19 protein-coding genes are annotated in these 20,323 nt (G+C 72.1%); 15 read left to right on the plus strand and 4 right to left on the minus strand.

The genetic code is table 11. The annotated features are described in order from the left end of the window. Positions 1 to 61: 61 nt before the first annotated feature. Positions 62 to 931: a DUF3097 domain-containing protein gene (locus RCO28_RS00735; RefSeq protein ID WP_308938917.1), complete on the minus strand. Its 870-nt coding sequence runs from the start codon at positions 929 to 931 to the stop codon at positions 62 to 64. Between the two features lie 34 nt (positions 932 to 965). After that, the gene (locus RCO28_RS00740) at positions 966 to 1,706 is read right to left on the minus strand and encodes an MBL fold metallo-hydrolase (RefSeq protein ID WP_308938918.1); all 741 of its coding nucleotides are present in this window, start codon (positions 1,704 to 1,706) and stop codon (positions 966 to 968) included. 177 nt (positions 1,707 to 1,883) lie between these two features. On the opposite strand from RCO28_RS00740, the gene hrcA reads away from it, so the two are divergent. The 4 genes from hrcA to RCO28_RS00760 all read left to right on the plus strand — a co-directional run bounded on the left by hrcA (position 1,884) and on the right by RCO28_RS00760 (position 6,003). Then, positions 1,884 to 2,900 carry a heat-inducible transcriptional repressor HrcA gene (gene hrcA / locus RCO28_RS00745; protein ID WP_308938919.1) on the plus strand — a complete coding sequence of 339 codons (1,017 nt, stop codon included), beginning with the start codon at positions 1,884 to 1,886 and terminating at the stop codon, positions 2,898 to 2,900. Then, positions 2,901 to 4,037, plus strand: coding sequence for a molecular chaperone DnaJ (gene dnaJ / locus RCO28_RS00750; protein ID WP_308938920.1), 1,137 nt, complete (start codon positions 2,901 to 2,903; stop codon positions 4,035 to 4,037). A 158-nt stretch (positions 4,038 to 4,195) separates the two neighbouring features. Further along, positions 4,196 to 5,269: a nitronate monooxygenase gene (locus RCO28_RS00755; RefSeq protein WP_308938921.1), complete on the plus strand. Its 1,074-nt coding sequence runs from the start codon at positions 4,196 to 4,198 to the stop codon at positions 5,267 to 5,269. After that, the gene (locus RCO28_RS00760; protein WP_308938922.1) at positions 5,266 to 6,003 is read left to right on the plus strand and encodes a 16S rRNA (uracil(1498)-N(3))-methyltransferase; all 738 of its coding nucleotides are present in this window, start codon (positions 5,266 to 5,268) and stop codon (positions 6,001 to 6,003) included. Before RCO28_RS00755 ends, RCO28_RS00760 begins: the two co-directional genes overlap by 4 nt. 140 nt (positions 6,004 to 6,143) lie before the next feature. Here RCO28_RS00760 and RCO28_RS00765 read toward each other — a convergent pair whose 3' ends face one another. Beyond that, positions 6,144 to 6,497 carry a hypothetical protein gene (locus RCO28_RS00765; protein ID WP_308938923.1) on the minus strand — a complete coding sequence of 118 codons (354 nt, stop codon included), beginning with the start codon at positions 6,495 to 6,497 and terminating at the stop codon, positions 6,144 to 6,146. 119 nt (positions 6,498 to 6,616) lie between these two features. On the opposite strand from RCO28_RS00765, the gene RCO28_RS00770 reads away from it, so the two are divergent. From RCO28_RS00770 to RCO28_RS00785, 4 genes are all read left to right on the plus strand, one after another. Beyond that, positions 6,617 to 9,832, plus strand: coding sequence for a S41 family peptidase (locus RCO28_RS00770; RefSeq protein WP_308938924.1), 3,216 nt, complete (start codon positions 6,617 to 6,619; stop codon positions 9,830 to 9,832). A 144-nt stretch (positions 9,833 to 9,976) separates the two neighbouring features. Then, the gene (locus RCO28_RS00775) at positions 9,977 to 10,330 is read left to right on the plus strand and encodes a histidine triad nucleotide-binding protein (protein ID WP_308938925.1); all 354 of its coding nucleotides are present in this window, start codon (positions 9,977 to 9,979) and stop codon (positions 10,328 to 10,330) included. A gap of 65 nt (positions 10,331 to 10,395) precedes the next feature. Next, a complete protein-coding gene (locus RCO28_RS00780) occupies positions 10,396 to 11,304 on the plus strand; it encodes a ribonuclease Z (RefSeq protein WP_308938926.1) in 909 nt (302 codons plus the stop codon). A 21-nt stretch (positions 11,305 to 11,325) separates the two neighbouring features. After that, on the plus strand, positions 11,326 to 12,318 hold the full coding sequence (locus RCO28_RS00785) for an adenosine deaminase (RefSeq protein WP_308938927.1): 993 nt from the start codon (positions 11,326 to 11,328) through the stop codon (positions 12,316 to 12,318). An 89-nt stretch (positions 12,319 to 12,407) separates the two neighbouring features. Here the strand turns inward: RCO28_RS00785 and RCO28_RS00790 are convergent, their stop codons facing one another. Further along, entirely contained in the window at positions 12,408 to 13,706 is a 1,299-nt protein-coding gene (locus RCO28_RS00790; protein WP_308938928.1) for a 6-phospho-beta-glucosidase, read from the minus strand. Between the two features lie 249 nt (positions 13,707 to 13,955). On the opposite strand from RCO28_RS00790, the gene RCO28_RS00795 reads away from it, so the two are divergent. The 7 genes from RCO28_RS00795 (at position 13,956) to era (ending at position 20,312) form a co-directional block, all read left to right on the plus strand. After that, positions 13,956 to 15,047 carry a PfkB family carbohydrate kinase gene (locus RCO28_RS00795; protein ID WP_308939648.1) on the plus strand — a complete coding sequence of 364 codons (1,092 nt, stop codon included), beginning with the start codon at positions 13,956 to 13,958 and terminating at the stop codon, positions 15,045 to 15,047. 201 nt (positions 15,048 to 15,248) lie between these two features. Then, entirely contained in the window at positions 15,249 to 16,307 is a 1,059-nt protein-coding gene (locus RCO28_RS00800) for a PhoH family protein (protein WP_308938929.1), read from the plus strand. A 15-nt stretch (positions 16,308 to 16,322) separates the two neighbouring features. Next, positions 16,323 to 16,826 (plus strand): rRNA maturation RNase YbeY, encoded by a 504-nt coding sequence (gene ybeY / locus RCO28_RS00805; RefSeq protein WP_308938930.1) that lies wholly within the window; start codon positions 16,323 to 16,325, stop codon positions 16,824 to 16,826. Beyond that, entirely contained in the window at positions 16,823 to 18,109 is a 1,287-nt protein-coding gene (locus RCO28_RS00810; protein ID WP_308938931.1) for a hemolysin family protein, read from the plus strand. Before ybeY ends, RCO28_RS00810 begins: the two co-directional genes overlap by 4 nt. Before the next feature lie 49 nt (positions 18,110 to 18,158). Continuing rightward, the gene (locus RCO28_RS00815) at positions 18,159 to 18,509 is read left to right on the plus strand and encodes a cytidine deaminase (protein ID WP_308938932.1); all 351 of its coding nucleotides are present in this window, start codon (positions 18,159 to 18,161) and stop codon (positions 18,507 to 18,509) included. A gap of 225 nt (positions 18,510 to 18,734) precedes the next feature. Next, complete coding sequence (locus RCO28_RS00820; protein WP_308939649.1) at positions 18,735 to 19,208, plus strand: hypothetical protein; 474 nt, start codon at positions 18,735 to 18,737, stop codon at positions 19,206 to 19,208. 141 nt (positions 19,209 to 19,349) lie between these two features. Continuing rightward, positions 19,350 to 20,312 carry a GTPase Era gene (gene era, locus RCO28_RS00825; protein WP_374991068.1) on the plus strand — a complete coding sequence of 321 codons (963 nt, stop codon included), beginning with the start codon at positions 19,350 to 19,352 and terminating at the stop codon, positions 20,310 to 20,312. Positions 20,313 to 20,323 lie beyond the last annotated feature (11 nt).

The raw sequence follows: 20,323 nt of genomic DNA on the forward strand, positions 1-20,323 counted from the left end.
CCCGTGGCTGTCCGCAGGACTTTCGGGGAGGGGCGGGTAGGGGAGAAGAATGACTCCGCCCCTACTCCACCGGCACCGTCACGAAATCGATCAACTCCTCCACCCGCCCCAGGAGTTCAGGCTCCAGATCCCGGTACGACGAGACCCGCCCCAGAATCGCCTGCCACACCGCCCCGGTGTTGGACGACGGCCAGCCCAGGGCCTCGCAGACGCCCGTCTTCCAGTCCTGGCCCCGGGGCACGCGGGGCCACCCCGCGATGCCGAGCGCGGAGGGCTTCACGGCCTCCCAGATGTCGATGTACGGGTGGCCCACCACCAGCGCGTGCTCGCTGCTCACCGACGCCGCGATGCGGGACTCCTTCGAGCCGGGGACCAGGTGGTCGACCAGGACCCCCAGGCGTGCGTCCGCGTCCGGGGCGAACTCGGCGACGATGGCGGGGAGGTCGTCGACACCCTCCAGGTACTCCACGACCACGCCCTCGATCCGCAGGTCGTCGCCCCACACCTTCTCGACCAGCTCCGCGTCGTGCCGCCCCTCGACGTAGATCCGGCCGGCCCGCGCGACCCGGGCCCGAGCACCGGGGACGGCGACCGAACCGGAGGCGGTACGGGTGGGACGTACCGGAGTCGACGCGGCAGGGCGGACCAGGGTCACCACCCGGCCCTCCAGGAGGAAGCCGCGCGGTTCGAGCGGGAAGACGCGGTGCTTGCCGAAGCGGTCCTCCAGCGTGACCGTGCCCGCCTCGCAGCCGATCACCGCACCGCAGAACCCGGTGGTGACCTCCTCGACGACCAGATCGCGTTCCGCCGCCACCTCCGGCACCGGCTTCGGCTTCTTCCACGGGGGCGTGAGATCGGGGCTGTACAAACGGCGCTGCGGGCCCGAAGGGCCCTCGTTGGAGGGGCGGTGGCGGGAGACGGGTGGGAGCATTCGGCAGACGATAAGAGAAGCCGGGGTGGGGCGACTACGACACGCCGAACAGCGCGGCCAGCGTGGCCCGTTGCTCACGGACAAACGCCGCGTTCACCACCGAACCGTGCCCCGGCACGTACACCGCGCCCTCCCCGCCCAGGTCCAGCAGCCGGTCCAGGGCGTGCGGCCACTGGGCGGGCATCGCGTCCGGGCCCGCCTGCGGGTCGCCGGACTCCTCGACCAGATCGCCGCAGAACACGATCTCCGGGGAGCCGCCCGAACCCGACACCAGGACCGCCAGATCGTGACCTGTGTGACCGGGGCCGACATTGGCGAGCAGCACCTGCACCCCGCCCAGGTCGAGCGTCCACTCGCCGCACACCGGATGGTGCGGGCGGACCAGGAGATCGGCGGCCTCGCCCGCCGCGCGCGCGTCCAGGCCGTGCCGTACCGCGTCCGCGGCCAGCTCGTCGCGGCCGCGCGTCAGGACGCCGTCGACGCCGACCGCGCCGAACACCTCGACTCCGGAGAACGCGGCCGCGCCCAGGACATGGTCGAAGTGGGGGTGCGTGAGCGCGAGATGCGTCACACGCCTCCCGCCGAGGAGCGCCTCGGCCTGCCGGCGCAGCTCCGCGCCCTCCCGCAGCGACGACCCCGCGTCGACCAGGAGCGCCGCGTGCTCACCCGCGACCAGGCCCGCCGTGCAGTCCCAGCGGGGGAGGCGGCGGCGCGCCGCATACGGGGACAACCGCTCCCACTCGGACGCGTACGGCTCTTCCCAAGTCAACCGCATACGGAGACGCTAACCCCGCCCGCGCGGGGCTGCGCGGGCGCACCGCACCCACCCTTGCCGCGGGAGTACCCCACGGCCGTACACTGGGCCGGTGAAATGCTGGCACTCTGCTGTGTTGAGTGCCAAGCGGTCGGCGAGACGGACGCTGCGGGGACGAGGGCAGGGAGGTGTGTGCGCATGCTGAGTGAACGCAGACTTGAGGTGCTGCGCGCCATCGTCCAGGACTACGTCGGCACCGAGGAGCCCGTCGGCTCCAAGGCGCTCACCGAGCGGCACAGCCTCGGCGTCTCCCCGGCCACCGTGCGCAACGACATGGCGGCCCTGGAGGAAGAGGGCTTCATCGCCCAGCCGCACACCAGCGCCGGGCGCATCCCCACCGACAAGGGGTACCGCCTCTTCGTCGACAAGCTCGCGGGCGTCAAGCCGCTCTCCGGTGCCGAGCGCCGCGCGATCCAGAACTTCCTCGACGGCGCCGTCGACCTCGACGACGTCGTGGGCCGTACGGTCCGGCTGCTCGCGCAGCTGACCCGGCAGGTCGCCGTGGTGCAGTACCCGTCCCTGACGCGGTCCACGGTGCGCCATGTCGAGCTGCTCGCGCTCGCGCCCGCGCGGCTGATGCTGGTGGTGATCACCGACACCGGCCGGGTCGAGCAGCGGCACGTGGACTGCCCGGCACCGTTCGGCGAGACCGCGCTCGCGGATCTGCGGGCCCGGCTCAACAGCCGGGTCGCGGGGCGCCGTTTCTCCGACGTACCGCAGCTGGTGCAGGACCTGCCCGAGTCCTTCGAGACGGACGACCGCGGCACCGTCTCGACCGTTCTCGCGACCCTCCTCGAAACCCTCGTCGAGGAGACCGAGGAGCGGCTGATGATCGGCGGCACCGCCAATCTCACCCGCTTCGGGCACGATTTCCCGCTCGTGATCCGGCCGGTGCTCGAAGCCCTTGAGGAGCAGGTCGTGCTCCTCAAGCTGCTCGGCGAGGCCGAGGATTCGGGCATGACCGTACGCATCGGGCACGAGAACGCCCACGAGGGCCTCAACTCCACGTCCGTCGTCTCGGTCGGCTACGGTTCGGGCGGCGAAGCAGTCGCCAAGCTCGGCGTGGTCGGACCGACCCGCATGGACTACCCCGGAACGATGGGAGCAGTACGCGCAGTGGCACGTTACGTCGGACAGATCCTGGCGGAGTCGTAAGTGGCCACGGACTACTACGCCACTCTTGGCGTGCGCCGCGACGCTTCCCAGGACGAGATCAAGAAGGCCTTCCGGAGGCTCGCCCGCGAGCTGCACCCGGACGTCAATCCCGATCCGAAGACGCAAGAGCGCTTCAAGGAGATCAACGCCGCCTACGAGGTGTTGTCGGACCCGCAGAAGAAGCAGGTCTACGACCTCGGCGGTGACCCCCTGTCGCAGAGCGGCGGCGGAGGCGCCGGCGGCTTCGGCCAGGGCGGGTTCGGGAACTTCTCGGACATCATGGACGCGTTCTTCGGTACGGCGTCCCAGCGCGGCCCGCGCTCGCGCACCCGGCGCGGCCAGGACGCGATGATCCGGCTCGAGATCGAGCTGGACGAGGCGGCCTTCGGCACGACGAAGGACATCCAGGTCGACACGGCCGTCGTCTGTACGACGTGCTCAGGCGAGGGCGCCGCTCCCGGCACCTCGGCGCAGACCTGTGACATGTGCCGCGGCCGCGGTGAGGTCTCGCAGGTCACCCGGTCCTTCCTGGGCCAGGTCATGACCTCGCGCCCCTGCCCGCAGTGCCAGGGCTTCGGCACCGTCGTCCCGACCCCGTGCCCCGAGTGCGCGGGCGACGGCCGGATCCGCTCCCGTCGCACCCTCACGGTCAAGATTCCGGCCGGTGTGGACAACGGCACGCGGATCCAGCTCGCAGGCGAGGGCGAGGTCGGCCCCGGCGGCGGCCCCGCCGGTGACCTCTACGTCGAGATCCACGAACTCCCGCACCCGGTCTTCCAGCGCCGCGGCGACGACCTGCACTGCACGGTCACCATCCCGATGACGGCGGCGGCCCTCGGCACGAAGGTGCCGCTGGAGACGCTCGACGGCATGGAGGAGATCGACATCCGGCCGGGCACGCAGTCCGGCCAGTCGGTCCCGCTGCACGGCCGCGGCATCACGCACCTGCGCGGCGGCGGCCGAGGCGACCTCATCGTGCACGTCGAGGTCACCACGCCGACCAAGCTGGACCCGGAGCAGGAGCGGATCCTGCGCGAGCTCGCCAAGGCCCGCGGCGAGGAACGGCCCACGGGCCAGTTCCAGCCGGGGCAGCAGGGGCTGTTCCATCGGTTGAAGGACGCGTTCAACGGGCGGTGACGGCTGGGCCGGGGGTCCGGGGGTTGTCCCCCGGGCAGGCACAGTCAGCCGGGGCAGCAGGGGCTGTTCCATCGGTTGAAGGATGCGTTCAACGGGCGGTGACGGCTGGGGCCGGGCCTGAATTCTGCGGGGTGCGGTGGACGTGAAAGCATGCGCTCATGTCCACCGCACTGACCGATCTCAGCCCGTACCCGATCGTGCAGGCCCCCATGGCCGGTGGCGCATCCTGCCCTCCTCTCGCCGCGGCCGTCTCCGAAGCCGGCGGCCTCGGATTCCTGGCCGCCGGGTACAAGACCGCCGACGGCATGTACCAGGAGATCCAGCAGCTGCGCGGGCTCACCGACCGGCCCTTCGGCGTCAACCTGTTCATGCCGCAGCCCGACTACGCCGACCCGAGCGCGATCGCCGTCTACGCCCACCAGCTCACCGGCGAGTCCGCCTGGTACGACGCCCCGCTCGGCGACCCGGACTCCGGGCGTGACGACGGCTACGAGGCCAAGCTGGCCATCCTCTTCGACGACCCCGTACCCCTCGTCTCCTTCACCTTCGGCTGCCCCACGCGGGACGTGCTCGAGGCCTTCGCGCGGGTCGGCACCACCACCGTCGTCACCGTCACCAGCGCCGAAGAGGCCCAGGCCGCGCAGTGGGCCGGCGCCGACGCGGTGTGCGTGCAGGGCGTCGAGGCCGGCGGCCACCAGGGCACGCACCGCGACGACCCCGAGCGCGACGGCAGCGGCGTCGGCCTGCTCGCGCTGATCGCCCAGGTGCGCGAGACCGTGCAGCTGCCGATCGTCGCGGCCGGCGGCCTGATGCGCGGCAGCCAGATCGCGGCCGTGCTCGCGGCCGGGGCGGAGGCGGCGCAGTTCGGCACCGCGTTCCTGGTCTGCCCCGAGTCGGGCGCGAACCCCCTGCACAAGCAGGCCATGACGAACCCCTTGTTCGTACGCACGGAACTCACCCGCGCGTTCTCCGGTCGCCCGGCGCGTGGCCTCGTCAACCGCTTCCTGCGCGAGCACGGGCCGTACGCGCCCGCCGCGTACCCGCAGATCCACTACCTCACCGGCGGCATCCGCAAGGCCGCGGCCAAGGCCGGGGACGCGCAGGCCATGAGCCTGTGGGCGGGCCAGGGCCACCGGCTGAGCCGGGAGCTGCCGGCCGGACAGCTGGTCGAGGTGCTCGCCGCCGAGCTGGACGCGGCGCGGGCGGCACTCACGCAGCGGGGCGCGCGATGACCGCGCCGGTCTTCGTGGTGGACGAAGTCCCCTCCGGCGGCGGCGAGTTCGTACTCGACGGGCCCGAGGGGCGGCACGCCGTGTCGGTACGGCGGCTGCGCGCGGGGGAGCGGGTGGTCCTCACGGACGGGCTCGGCCGCGGCGCCTCCGGTGTTGTGCTCGCCGCGGAGGGCAAGGACCGGCTCACGGTCGAGCTGACCGGGTCGCTGGTGGACCCCGAGCCCGCGCCCCGCATCACCGTCGTACAGGCTCTGCCCAAGGGTGACCGGGGTGAGTTGGCCGTGGAGACCATGACGGAGACCGGCGTCGACGCGATCGTGCCGTGGGCGGCGTCGCGGTGCATCACGCAGTGGCGCGGGGAGCGGGGGGTCAAGTCCCTTGCCAAGTGGCGGGCGACGGCCCGTGAGGCGGGCAAGCAGGCCCGCCGGATGCGGTTCCCCGAGGTCGCCGACCTCGCCTCGACGAAGGACGTCGCGGGGCTGCTCGCCGGGGCGGCGTTCGCGGCGGTTCTGCACGAGGAGGGCAGCACGCCGCTGGCCTCGGCGCCTCTGCCCGCGACGGGCGACGTGGTCCTGGTCGTCGGGCCCGAAGGCGGCGTCTCCCCCGAGGAGTTGGACGCCTTCGCCGCGTCCGGCGCGCAGCCGTACCGTCTGGGGCCGTCGGTCCTGCGGACTTCCACGGCGGGGACTGCTGCGGGGGCGTTGTTGTTGGGGCGGAGCGGGCGTTGGGGCTAGGGCTTGCCTTTTCCCCTACCCGCCCCTTCCCGGAAGTCCTGCGGACAGCTTCGGGGCTCCGCCCCGGACCCCGCTCCTCAAACGCCGGAGGGGCTGAAAATTCAGCCCCTCCGGCGTTTGAGGAGCGGGGAGGGGAAAACTCAGCCCGCGCCCCGGAACGCCGCGTCGAACAGAACCCAGCCGTCCCGCTCGCCCACCCCCGGAAGCCACCCGGCCGCCCGTGCCGCATTCACCAACTGCCGTACGGCTCCCGGCTCCCGCAGGTTCAGAGCCTTGCTGTCGCTCTTCGCGACGCAGCCCGTGGCCATCAGGGCCTCGGACACGTACCGGCCCTCGCCCTCGCGGAACACCAGGCGCAACGGGACCTTCGAGCCCTCCGCGTACAGGCTGAGGACCTCCTCGCACGGGCCCGTGCGGGCGTGGCGGTGGCGGACCGACCAGAGGTGGACCGCGTCCTCCGTGGCCAGGCGGCGCAGGCGGTGGTTGTTCGGCATCGGGTCACCGTAGGCCGACAAGCAGCCGTCCCGCAGGGGTTAATCGGTCACGACCGCGGCCTCCGGCCAAGTGATCCAAACTCCCCACGGCCGGTACGTGACCTGCATAGGCTGACCGAGTGACGCAGCCTGCCTACCTCCGGTTCCCGCATATTCAGGGCGACTTGGTCGCCTTCATCGCTGAGGACGACGTCTGGGTCGCGCCGCTCGACGGCGGTCGCGCTTGGCGTGTCAGCGCGGACAACATGCCGGTCGACCATCCGCGTATCTCGCCCGACGGCACCCGGGTCGCCTGGACCTCCACCCGGGACGGCGCCCCCGAGGTGCACGTCGCGCCGGTCGACGGCGGGCCCGCCAAGCGGCTTACGTACTGGGGGAGTTGGAAGACCTCCGTGCGTGGCTGGACCCCGGACGGACACGTCCTCGCCGTCACCGCCGAGGGCCAGGCCTCGCTGCGCCGCAGCTGGGCGCGGGCCGTGCCGCTCGACGGCGGGCCCGCGCGCACGCTGCCGCACGGGCCGGTCGGTGACCTCGCCTTCGGTCCCGGCGGCGAAGTGCTGCTGCAGAGCGTGACGATGGGCCGCGAGGCCGCGTACTGGAAGCGGTACCGGGGCGGCACGGCGGGGAAGTTGTGGATCGACCGGGCGGGAGAGGGCCAGTTCGTCCGCGTACTCGACGAGCTCGACGGGAACGTCGAGTATCCGCTGTGGGTCGGGGAGCGGATCGGGTTCCTGTCCGATCACGAAGGGGTCGGGGCCGTCTACTCCGCCCTGCCCGACGGCAGCGATCTGCGCCGGCACACTCCGCTGGACGGCTTCTACGCGCGGCACGCCGCCACCGACGGGCACCGCGTCGTCTACTCCGCGGCCGGTGAACTCTGGCTCCTCGACAGTCTCGACGACCGCACGGCCGCCGCACCCCGCCGCCTCGACATCAGCCTCGGCGGGCAGCGCACCGACCTGCAGCCGCACCCCGTCCGCCCCGAGCGCCACCTCGGCTCCGCCGCCCCCGACCACACCGGCCGCGGCAGCGCCGTCTCCGTGCGCGGCGCCGTGCACTGGGTGACCCACCGCGACGGCCCCGCCCGCACCCTCACCGCCGAACCGGGCGTACGCGCACGCCTGCCCCGCACCTTCCGGGTGGAGGGCGAGGAGCATGTGGTCTGGGTGACGGACGCCGAGGGAGACGACGCCCTTGAGTTCTCGCCCGCCACCGGCGTCGCACCCGGCGGGTCCGTACGGCGGGTCGCCGCAGGGCAGTTGGGCCGGGTGCTCTCGCTCGCCATGGCGCCCGACGGCAGCCGCGCCGCCGTCGCCTCGCACGACGGACGGATCCTGCTCGTGGAGCGCGCCTCCGGGGAGGTCAGGGAGGTCGACCGCAGCGAGCACGGCGAGGCGTCCGGGCTCGTCTTCTCGCCCGACTCCGGCTGGCTCGCCTGGTCCCACGCCGGGCCCTCCCCGCTGCGCCAGCTCAAGCTGGCCAACACCGCCGACCTCACCGTCTCCGACGCGACCCCGCTGCGCTTCTGCGACTACGCGCCCGCGTTCACCCTCGACGGACGGCATCTCGCGTTCCTCTCCGAGCGCTCCTTCGACCCGGTCTACGACGTGCACGTCTTCGACCTGGCCTTCGTCGGCGCCTGCCGCCCGCACCTCATCACCCTCTCCGCGACGACGCCCTCGCCGTTCGGTCCGCAGCGGCACGGCCGGCCCTTCGAGAGCGCCGAGAAGTCCGGCGAGGTGCAGGGCGGCGACGACGCGCCCACCACGCGTATCGACCTCGACGGGCTCGCCGACCGGATCGTGCCCTTCCCCGTGGAGGCCGCCCGCTATTCCACGCTGCGCGCCGCCAAGGACGGCCTGCTCTGGCTGCGCCACCCGGTCCGCGGCGCGCTCGGCGCCAACCGCGCCGGGCTCGACGACCTGGGCCCGCAGACCGCGCTCGAACGGTACGACCTGGCCCAGCGCCGGATCGAGGAACTCCACCCCGACGCCGACCACTTCAGCGTCAGCGGCGACGGCAAGCGCGTCCTGCTGCGCAGCGGCGACCAGCTGAAGGTCGTCCCCAGCGACCGCCGCGCCCCCGCCGACGACGACGGCGACAGCCACATCACCGTCGACCTGTCCCGGATCCGCCAGAGCGTCGACCCCGTCGCCGAGTGGCGGCAGATGTTCGACGAGACCGGCCGCCTCATGCGCGACCACTTCTGGCGCGCGGACATGGGCGGCGTCGACTGGGAGGCCGTCCGCGCGCGCTACCGCCCCGTCGTCGACCGCCTCGCCACCCACGACGACCTCGTCGACCTGCTCTACGAACTCCACGGCGAGCTCGGCACCTCGCACGCCTACGTCAGCGGACCCGGCGGGTACGGCGGCTCCGACACCCGGCAGGGACTGCTCGGGGCGGACATCTCCCGGCACGAGGACGGCAGTTGGCGCGTCGACCGCGTCCTCGCCTCCGAGACGTCCGACCCGCACGCCCGCTCTCCGCTCGCCGCACCCGGCGTCGCGGTGCGCCCGGGGGACGCGCTGCTCGCCGTCGACGGGCGGCCCGTCGACCCCGTCACCGGTCCGGGTCCGCTGCTCGTGGGCGCCGCGGGCCGGCCCGTCGAGCTGACCATCTCCCCGTCCGGCGGCGGCGATCCGCGGCACGCGGTGGTCGTGCCGATCGACGACGAGGAGCCGCTGCGGTATCACGCGTGGGTCGCGGACCGGCGGGCGTACGTGCACGAGCAGTCGCAGGGGCGGCTCGGCTATCTGCACGTACCCGACATGCAGGCGCCCGGCTGGGCCCAGATCCACCGCGACCTGCGGGTGGAGGTGGCCAAGGAGGGGCTGATCGTCGACGTACGCGAGAACCGCGGCGGGCACACCTCGCAGCTCGTCGTGGAGAAGCTGGCCCGCCGCATCGTCGGCTGGGACCTGCCGCGCGGGCAGGCGGCCTCCAGCTACCCCCTTGACGCGCCGCGCGGGCCCGTCGTCGCCGTCGCCAACGAGTTCTCCGGCTCCGACGGGGACATCGTCAACGCCGCGATCAAGGCCCTCGGCATCGGACCTGTGGTGGGTACGCGGACCTGGGGCGGCGTCGTCGGCATCGACAGCCGCTACCGCCTGGTCGACGGGACGCTTGTCACGCAGCCCAAGTACGCGATCTGGCTGGAGGGTTACGGGTGGTCGGTGGAGAACCACGGCGTCGACCCGGACGTCGAGGTCGTCACGGCACCCCAGGACTACGCGTCCGGGCGCGACCCTCAGCTGGACGAGGCGGTGCGGATGGCGCTGGCCGCGCTGTCGGAGAACCCGGCGAAGCGGCCCCCGGAACTGCCGCCCCTGTAACCCCCGGGGGCTCCGCCCCCGGACCCCCATCCCGGGGCGGAGCCCCGAAGCGCCGCAGGCCTCGGGAAGGGGCGGGGTGGGGAAAAGATCGCCGGATACGATGCGCACGTACATGACCGAACGCGCACCGAGGAGGCCGACCCCATGGCCGGTGAGGCAAACGCCGACTGCCTGTTCTGCAAGATCATCGCAGGCGAGGTGCCCGCAACCGTCGTACGCGAGACCGACACCACGTACGCCTTCCGCGACATCAACCCCCAGGCACCCACCCACGTCCTGGTCATCCCCAAGGTCCACTACCCGGACGCCGCCACCCTCGCAGCCGCCGAACCGCAGATCACCGCCGACCTGCTGCGCGAGGCCGGAGAGGTCGCCGCGGAGGAGAAGCTGGAGAGCTACCGGCTGGTGTTCAACACCGGCAGCGGCGCCGGCCAGACCGTGTTCCACGCGCACGCCCACCTCCTCGGCGGCCGCGGCATGCAGTGGCCCCCCGGATAGCCGGAAGCCGGACAGCCGGAAGCCGGGCAGCCGGAAAGACCAGACCCAAGAACCGGTAACTCACCTTGTCCGTAAGAGAATTCGTCGTCCTCGGCACCGCCAGCCAGGTGCCGACGCGGCACCGCAACCACAACGGCTACCTGCTGCGCTGGGACGGCCAGGGCATCCTCTTCGACCCCGGTGAGGGCACCCAGCGGCAGATGCTGCGCGCCGGAGTCGCCGCGCACGACATCGACCGGATCTGCGTCACGCACTTCCACGGCGACCACTCGCTCGGCCTCGCCGGGGTGATCCAGCGCATCAACCTCGACCGCGTGCCGCACGAGGTCACCGCCCACTACCCGCGCTCAGGGCAGCACTTCTTCGACCGGCTCCGGTACGCCACCGCCTACCGCGAGACCGTCAAGCTGACCGAGGCCCCGGTCGCCGCCGACGGAGTGCTCGCCACCACGCCCGCGTACACCCTCGAAGCGCACCGGCTCTCGCACCCGGTGGAGTCCTTCGGGTACCGGCTCGTCGAGCCCGACGGGCGGCGGATGGTGCCCGCGCTGCTCGCCGAGCACGGCATCAAGGGGCCGGACGTGGGGCGGCTGCAGCGCGAGGGGGAGCTGCGCGGGGTGCGGATCGAGGACGTCAGCGAGGTGCGGCGCGGGCAGCGGTTCGCGTTCGTCATGGACACCCGCCTCTGCGACGGCGTGCACGCGCTCGCCGAGGGCTGCGACCTGCTCGTCATCGAGTCGACGTTCCTCGACGAGGACGAGCAACTCGCCCGCGATCACGGCCACTTGACGTCCGGGCAGGCCGCGGCGGCGGCCCGCGACGCGGGCGTACGGCACCTCGTCCTGACGCACTTCTCCCAGCGGTACGCGGACCCGCAGGAGTTCGCCCGGCAGGCCCGCGCCGCCGGGTTCACGGGGGAACTGACCGTGGCGGCCGACCTGTCGACCGTCCCCGTGCCCAAGCGGCACACCTGACCCGCTCGCGAAAGTACGCACATGCACCTTCCCAAGGCCGAACTCCACCTCCACATCGAAGGCACCCTCGAACCCGAGCTGGCCTTCGCGCTCGCCGCCCGCAACGGCGTCGAACTGCCCTACGCCGACACCGAGGAGCTGCGCCGCGCGTACCTCTTCGAGGACCTGCAGTCCTTCCTCGACCTGTACTACGGACTGATGGCGGTGCTGCACACCGAGGCCGACTTCGAGGAGCTCGCCGACGCCTATCTGGCGCGCGCCGCCGAACAGGGCGTACGGCACGCGGAGATCTTCTTCGACCCCCAGGCGCACACCGCGCGCGGCGTCGCCATCGGCACGGTGATCGAGGGCCTCGCCCGCGCCCTCGACCGCAGCCGGGAGCGGCACGGCATCTCCACTCGCCTGATCATGTGCTTCCTGCGCGACGAGTCCGCCGAGTCGGCCCTCGCGACCCTTGAGGCCGCGAAGCCGTATCTGCACCGGATCACCGGCGTCGGCCTCGACTCGGCGGAGGTCGGCCACCCGCCCGCCAAGTTCCGCGCGGTGTACGAGGAGGCCGCCGCGCTCGGCCTGCGCCGGGTCGCGCACGCGGGGGAGGAGGGGCCGGCGGCGTACATCACGGAGGCCCTGGACGTCCTCGGCGTCGAGCGGATCGACCACGGTCTGCGCTGCATGGAGGACCCTGCGCTGGTCGAGCGGCTCGTCCGGGACCGCATCCCGCTGACCCTGTGCCCGCTGTCGAACGTACGGCTCCGCGCGGTGGACGTCCTTGAGGACCACCCGCTGCCGCGGATGATGGCCGCGGGGCTGCTGTGCACGGTCAACTCGGATGACCCCTCGTACTTCGGGGGGTACGTGGGGGACACGTTCCACGCGGTCCGCGAGGCGTTGGGGGTGCAGCCTGAGCAGCTGCGGGAGCTTGCGCGGAACTCGTTCCTCGCCTCCTTCCTGGAGGACGACGAGGCCCTGCGGGAGCGGTACTTGGCGGAGGTCGCGGCGTACGAGTTCGACTGACCCTGCTGCTCCTCAATCGCCGGAGGGGCTGAAAATTCAGCCCCTCCGGCGATTGAGGAGATTCGGGAAGGGGCGGGTAGGGGAAAAACTCAGGCCCCCGACGCCACCGCCCCCAAGATCCGGGACGCCACCGAAGGTGAATCCACCAGCGGGTGCAACGCAAGCGCCCGCAGCGCCGCGTCGCGGTCCTTGAAGACCGCCGCCTCCACCGTCGCCCGCTCCACCGCCTTCAGCTGCAGCATCAACCCCAACTCCGCCTCCCCGAGCGGAGCACACGGCAGCGGGCGGGCCCCCCGCGCATCCACCTCGCACACCGTCTCCACGATCGCGTCCGCGGGAAGCGCAGGAACCGTCGACCCGTTCCTGACGTTCAGGATCAACCGCGTACCCGCGCCGGAGGCGATCGCGCGCATCAGGGCGAGCGCGACCCGGTCGTAGCCGCCGCCGTCCAGGTCGCAGGAGTCCCGCTGCCAGCCGCCGGTCGCGGCGCGGCTGTCCGCCATGTACGTCTCCTCGCGCTCCAGGCGGGTCGATTCCCACAACGCGTGCGCGCGGTCCGGGTGTTCGGCCGCCCGTGCGAAGAACTCGCCCTGCTGGTGGTCGAGGAACTCGCCGCGGGTCTCGTCGGCGGCGCGCACCGCGGCGAGGGTCTCGCGGCGGAAGTAGTAGTAGTGCAGGTACTCGTTGGGCAGCGAGCCGAGCGCGCGCAGCCACTCCGCGCCGAACAGCTTGCCCTCCTCGAAGGAACCGAGGGCCGTGGAGTCCGCGAGCAGGCCGGGCAGCAGGTCGCGGCCGTCCGGCGCCGTCAACGACCGCAGCCAGCCGAGGTGGTTGAGGCCCACATAGTCGTACGAGACCGTGTCCGGGTCGGTGCCCGCCGCGCGCGCCGCCCGCCGCACCAGGCCGACCGGGGAGTCGCAGATGCCGATGACGCGGTCGCCGAGGACCGAGGCCATCGCCTCCGTGACGGTGCCCGCCGGGTTGGTGAAGTTGATGACCCACGCGTCCGGCGCCACCGCCGCCACCCGCTCCGCGATGTGCAGGGCGACGGGCACTGTGCGCAGCCCGTACAGGACACCGCCCGCGCCCACCGTCTCCTGCCCGAGCACGCCCTCCGCGAGCGGCAGCCGCTCGTCCTGGACGCGGCCCGCGGTGCCGCCGACCCGGATCGCGGAGAACACGAAGTCCGCGCCGCGCAGCGCGTCGTCGAGCTCCTCGGCCACCCTGACCCGCGGGCCCGGCGGCAAGCCGTCGAGGACCGAGCGGATCACGCCGAGCCGCATCGGGTCCGTGTCGTACAGGGTGAGTTCCGTGATCTCGCTGCCCACCAGGGCGCCGTACACGAGAGGGACCCGGAATCCGCCGCCACCGAGAATCGTCAGCCTCATGCCGCGGAAGCTACCCCATGCGGCTCGGGCCACCCCAGGCCGCTCGGGCCACCCGTGCCGCTCGGGCCACCCCACGCCGCTGAGCCACCCATGCGTACGGGAGACCTGGCGAAGCCTGTGCCCTTCCACCGGCATTCCGGCCGTGCCGGACGGCGTTGATGCACACTGGCCTGACCTGCACGCATCATGTACGGGGAGCGCACGGTGAGTTTCGACGAACAGACTGCGAACGGCGGCTGCCCGCCCGGCATCCGGCTCGACCACACGACCTGCCTCGATCCGCTGGCGGAAGTGCGCGCACCCGGCGACCCGGCGTGCGACGTGTTCCTCACCGGCACCGTCTTCCTGGACATCATCTTCACCGGCCTCGACTCGGCGCCCGTGCGCGGCACCGAGTCCTGGGCCCGGGGCATGGGATCGAGCCCCGGCGGCGTCGCCAACATGGCCACCGCCCTGTCCCGCCTCGGCCTGCACACCTCGCTCGCCGCGGCCTTCGGCGACGACCACTACGGCGAGTACTGCTGGGACGCCCTGGAGAAGGGCGAGGGCATCGACCTCGCGCCGTCGCGCACCGTGCGCGGCTGGCACTCCCCGGTCACCGTGTCCCTCGCGTACGAGGGCGAGCGGACGATGATCTCGCACGGGCACGAGGCCCCGCCGCCGCGGGAGCCCGGCCCTCGGACGCCACCACGCGCGCGTGCCGCCGTCGCCTCCCTGGCGCCCGGCGCGAGCGAGGAGTGGGTCGCCAAGGCCGCGGAGCGCGGCACCCGGGTCTTCGCCGACGTCGGCTGGGACGACAGCGGCCGCTGGGACCTGGCGGCCCTGCCCGACCTGCGGCACTGCGAGGCGTTCCTGCCGAACGCCGAGGAGGCCATGCGCTACACCGGCACGTCCTGCCCGCGCGCCGCCGCCCGCGCGCTCACCGAACACGTGCCGCTCGCCGTCGTCACCCTCGGTGCCGAGGGCGCGTACGCGGTGGACGGGCGCACCGGCGAGACCGCCGAGGTGCCCGCGATCGAGGTGGAGGCCCTTGACCCGACGGGCGCCGGCGACGTGTTCGTGGCGGGCTTCGTCACCGGCACCCTGGCGGGCTGGCCGCTCGCCGACCGGCTCGCCTTCGCGGGCCTGACGGCGGCCCTGTCGGTGCAGGAGTTCGGCGGTTCCCTGTCGGCGCCCGGCTGGGTCGAGGTGGCCGCGTGGTGGCGGCATGTGCAGTCGTACGACGACCAGGAGCCGGCGGCGCTGCGGCGGTACGCGTTCCTCGACGCGATGCTGCCCGACGTGGTCCGGCCGTGGCCGCTGCGGCGTGCGGTGCCGACCATCGGGTTCGGGGCGCGCTAGCGGGCTTTGGCCGGGCCCTAGCCGGGCTTTCGCCGGGCTTTCGCCGGGCTTTCGCCGGGCCTTCGCCCGGTTTTCGCCGGAGCGAGCGTTCGAAAAACTTATCGGTGTTGTCGGTGCCCCGACGTAGGCTGGTAGCACCAGAAGCAGTCGCGCGGCGTCAGCCCCGCATCGAGGAGGACGAGCAGGCCACAGAGCCGGCCCATGACTCAGACACCGACAGCTCAGACCCCTGCGCAGGGTCAGGCACGAGCCCACTTCTCCGTACCGGCGAAGCACCCGATGGTGACCGTTCTGGGCTCGGGAGACGCCCTGCTGCGCGTGATCGAGAAGGCCTTCCCGGCGGCCGACATCCATGTCCGGGGCAACGAGATCAGCGCCGTGGGCGACAAGGCCGAAGTCGCCCTCATCCAGCGCCTGTTCGACGAGATGATGCTGGTGCTCCGCACCGGACAGCCGATGACGGAGGACGCAGTGGAACGCTCGATCGCCATGCTCAGGGCGGGCGAGAACGGCGAGGGCCCCGAAGAGACCCCGGCCGAGGTGCTCACGCAGAACATCCTCTCGTCCCGTGGCCGCACGATCCGCCCCAAGACCCTCAACCAGAAGCGGTACGTCGACGCGATCGACCACCACACGATCGTGTTCGGCATCGGCCCCGCCGGTACCGGCAAGACGTATCTCGCCATGGCCAAGGCCGTGCAGGCGCTGCAGTCGAAGCAGGTCAACCGCATCATCCTGACCCGCCCCGCCGTCGAGGCCGGCGAGCGCCTGGGCTTCCTCCCCGGCACGCTCTACGAAAAGATCGACCCGTATCTGCGCCCGCTCTACGACGCGCTGCACGACATGCTCGACCCGGACTCGATCCCGCGTCTCATGGCGGCCGGGACGATCGAGGTCGCGCCGCTCGCGTACATGCGCGGTCGCACGCTGAACGACGCGTTCATCATTCTCGACGAGGCGCAGAACACCAGCCCCGAGCAGATGAAGATGTTCCTGACGCGCCTCGGCTTCGACTCGAAGATCGTCATCACCGGTGACGTCACCCAGGTCGACCTGCCCGGCGGCACCACGTCCGGTCTGCGTCAGGTCCGGGACATCCTGGACGGCGTCCCGGACGTCCACTTCTCCCTCCTCACGTCGCACGACGTGGTCCGGCACAAGTTGGTGGGCCGTATCGTCGACGCGTACGAGAAGTACGACAACGAGAACGGCACGGAGAACGGGACGAACAAGCCGCCCCGTCGCCGCCACGGGAAGTAGCGAGAAACCAAGCACATGTCGATCGACGTCAACAACGAGTCCGGCACCGAGGTCGACGAGCAGGCGATCCTCGACATCGCCCGCTACGCGCTCGCGCGGATGAGGATCCACCCGCTCTCCGAGCTCTCGGTGATCGTCGTGGACACCGAGGCGATGGAGCAGCTCCACATCCAGTGGATGGACCTGCCGGGCCCGACGGACGTCATGTCCTTCCCGATGGACGAACTGCGCCCGCCGGGCCGGGACGACGACCTGACGGAGCCCCCGCAGGGACTCCTCGGTGACATCGTGCTCTGCCCCGAGGTCGCCAAGAAGCAGGGCGAGGAGGCCGAGACGGGGCACTCCATGGACGAGGAACTCCAGCTCCTCACCGTCCACGGCGTGCTCCACCTCCTCGGGTACGACCACGAGGAGCCGGACGAGAAGGCCGAGATGTTCGGCCTTCAGGCCGCCATCGTCGACGGCTGGCGCGCGGAGAAGGGCCTCACCGGTCCCTCCCCGGCGCCCACCGTCTCGTGAGCGCCGCACTGGTTCTCGGCGCCGTCCTGCTGGTCGTCGTCGCGTGGCTCGCCTCCTGCGCGGAGGCGGGCCTCGCGCGTATGTCCAGCTTCCGTGCCGAGGAGGCCGTGCGCTCCGGGCGCCGCGGCAGCGCGAAGCTCGCCCAGGTCGCGGCGGACCCGACGCGGTATCTGAACGTCGCGCTGCTTGTCCGCGTCGGCTGCGAGATGGCCGCCGCGGCCCTCGTCACGTACGCGTGCCTGCAGGAGTTCCCCGAGACGTGGGAGGCGCTGGCCGTCGCGATCGGCGTGATGGTCCTCGTGTCGTACGTCGCGGTGGGCGTCTCGCCGCGCACGATCGGCCGCCAGCACCCGCTGAACACCTCGACGGCCGCGGCGTACGTCCTGCTCCCGCTCGCCCGGATCATGGGCCCGATCCCGCCGCTCCTGATCCTCCTCGGCAACGCGCTCACGCCCGGCAAGGGCTTCCGGCGCGGCCCGTTCGCCTCCGAGGCGGAGCTGCGCGCGATGGTCGACCTGGCGGAGAAGGAGTCCCTGATCGAGGACGAGGAGCGCCGCATGGTGCACTCCGTCTTCGAGCTCGGCGACACCCTCGTACGCGAAGTCATGGTCCCGCGCACCGACCTCATCGTGATCGAGCGGTACAAGACGATCCGTCAGGCCCTCACGCTCGCCCTGCGCTCCGGCTTCTCGCGCATCCCGGTCACCGGGGAGAGCGAGGACGACGTCGTCGGGATCGTGTACCTCAAGGACCTGGCGCGCAAGACGCACATCAGCCGGGACGCCGAGTCGGAGCTGGTGTCGACCGCGATGCGGCCCGCGTCGTTCGTGCCGGACACCAAGAACGCCGGTGACCTGCTGCGCGAGATGCAGCAGGAGCGCAACCACGTCGCGGTCGTCATCGACGAGTACGGCGGCACGGCCGGCATCGTCACGATCGAGGACATCCTGGAGGAGATCGTCGGCGAGATCACCGACGAGTACGACCGGGAGCTGCCGCCCGTGGAGCCCCTCGGCGACGACACGTACCGGGTCACGGCCCGGCTCGACATCGGCGACCTCGGCGAGCTGTACGGCATCGAGGAGTTCGACGACGAGGACGTGGAGACCGTCGGCGGACTGCTCGCCAAGGCCCTCGGCCGGGTGCCGATCGCGGGCGCGACGACGGTCGTGGAGCTGCCGGACGGGCGCGGGCTGCGGCTGACCGCGGAGGCCGCGGCGGGCCGGCGGAACCGGATCGCGACGGTGCTGGTCGAGCCGGCGGCGCCGGCCCCGCTGGACTAGGTCCCACACCGTCGACTCGGGCTTGGGCGCCCGCCGTATGCTCGGGTCCATGAGCGAAAACGCCCTCGGTCCCGAGGACCGCAAGATCGTCACCCTCGCCCGCTCCGCCCGGGCCCGCAACGGAGTGCCGGAGGGCGCGGCCGTGCGGGACGAGACGGGCCGTACGTACGTCGCCGGCAGCGTCGGCCTCGACTCGCTGAAGCTGAGCGCGCTGCGCACCGCCGTCGCGATGGCCGTGGCCAGCGGGGCCAAGTCCCTGGAGGCGGCGGCCGTCGTCAGCGAGGCCGGGGCGGTCTCCGACGAGGACCGCGCGGCCGTGCGCGACCTGGGCGGCGCGGAGACGCAGGTGCTCCTTGCCGGGCTCGACGGCGAGGTCGTCGCGACGGTCAGCGCGGGCTGAACAACTGCCGATACGGAGGGCGGCCGGTTTCCGGCCGCCCTCCGCCGTGTTCTCGCCAAAGCTGAACAGTCTTCCCAAGTCGCCTAAGAATCAAGGGACTTGGCCTTGTGATCCCAGGCCACCCGCGCCTCAATGTCCTATGCGCGCGCTCCGCACCTGACCAGCTCACCCCCACGAGCACTCCCCCACGAACGGGAAGGTGAACCGATGAAGCGCAGCACCACCATGAACAGGAGAAGGGTCGCCCTCGGCGCGGCACTCGCCACGGGCTCCCTCGCCCTCGCCGGTTTCGTCCTGGCTCCCGGCGCCGCCGCCGTCGCACCCGGCGAGGCCACCACCCAGGCGAACTGCGGCATCTACGGCAGCGGCGGGGTCACCCTGACCGCGACCCAGAGCGGCACGAGCGGCACCATCACCGTCACCTCGTCGGAGATCACCACGCCGGTGGCCGTCGAGGCGAACACCGTCCAGTCGACTCTCACCATGACGAAGGCCGACGGTTCCACCGCCACCTTCACCGGCAAGAGCAACCCGGCGATGGAGGCCGGCGGCGGTGTGAACTCGGGACCGCTGACCGGGACCGTCGCCTCCGGTGACTCCCTCGACCACCCGGGCTCCCTCAAGCTGGTGGTCTCGGGCATCACCGTGACCTGCAACTCCACCGAAGGACTCGCGCCCGGCCCGTTCGTCTTCGACTGACCGGCAGCCCGCGGGACCCCTCAGCCGACCGGGTTGCGAAGGCCCGCTCAGCAGCAATGACAGGTGGGCGTCGACCGGATCCGGCCTGATCCGCCGGACAGGACCTGGGCCCGGTCGGCGCCCGTCCCCGCATCGGGGACAATGGTCGCCATGAGCGCTCCTTCCCCGGCCGAGTCCGAGCCCCAGGCCACCGACCACCGCGCGGGCTTCGCCTGCTTCGTCGGACGGCCGAACGCGGGCAAGTCGACCCTGACCAACGCCCTCGTCGGTACGAAGGTCGCCATCACCTCCAACCGCCCGCAGACCACCCGGCACACGGTCCGCGGCATCGTGCACCGCCCGAACGCCCAGCTCGTCCTCGTCGACACCCCGGGTCTGCACAAGCCGCGCACCCTGCTCGGCGAGCGGCTCAACGACGTCGTCCGCACGACCTGGGCCGAGGTCGACGTGATCGGCTTCTGCCTGCCGGCCAACGAGAAGCTGGGCCCCGGCGACCGGTTCATCGCCAAGGAGCTCGCCGGGATCAAGAAGACCCCGAAGATCGCGATCGTCACCAAGACCGACCTGGTCGACAGCAAGCAGCTCGCCGAGCAGCTCATCGCGATCGACCAGCTCGGCAAGGAACTCGGCTTCGAGTGGCAGGAGATCGTGCCGGTCTCCGCCGTGGGTGAGAAGCAGGTCGGCCTCCTCGCCGACCTGATCGCGCCGCTGCTGCCGAAGAGCCCGCCGCTCTACCCGGAGGGCGACCTCACGGACGAGCCGGAGCAGGTCATGGTTGCCGAGCTGATCCGCGAGGCCGCGCTCGAAGGCGTACGGGACGAGCTGCCGCACTCCATCGCCGTGGTCGTCGAGGAGATGCTGCCCCGCGAGGACCGCCCGGCGGACAAGCCGCTGCTCGACATCCACGCGTTCGTCTACATCGAGCGGCCCAGCCAGAAGGGGATCATCATCGGCCCCAAGGGCAAGCGGCTGAAGGAGGTCGGCATGAAGTCCCGCAAGCACATCGAGGCGCTGCTCGGCACGCCGGTCTTCCTGGACCTGCATGTGAAGGTGGCGAAGGACTGGCAGCGCGACCCGAAGCAGTTGCGGAAGCTGGGGTTCTGAGCCCGGGCGGG

It is taken from the genome of Streptomyces sp. LHD-70, assembly GCF_031157275.1.
Classification (GTDB): domain Bacteria; phylum Actinomycetota; class Actinomycetes; order Streptomycetales; family Streptomycetaceae; genus Streptomyces.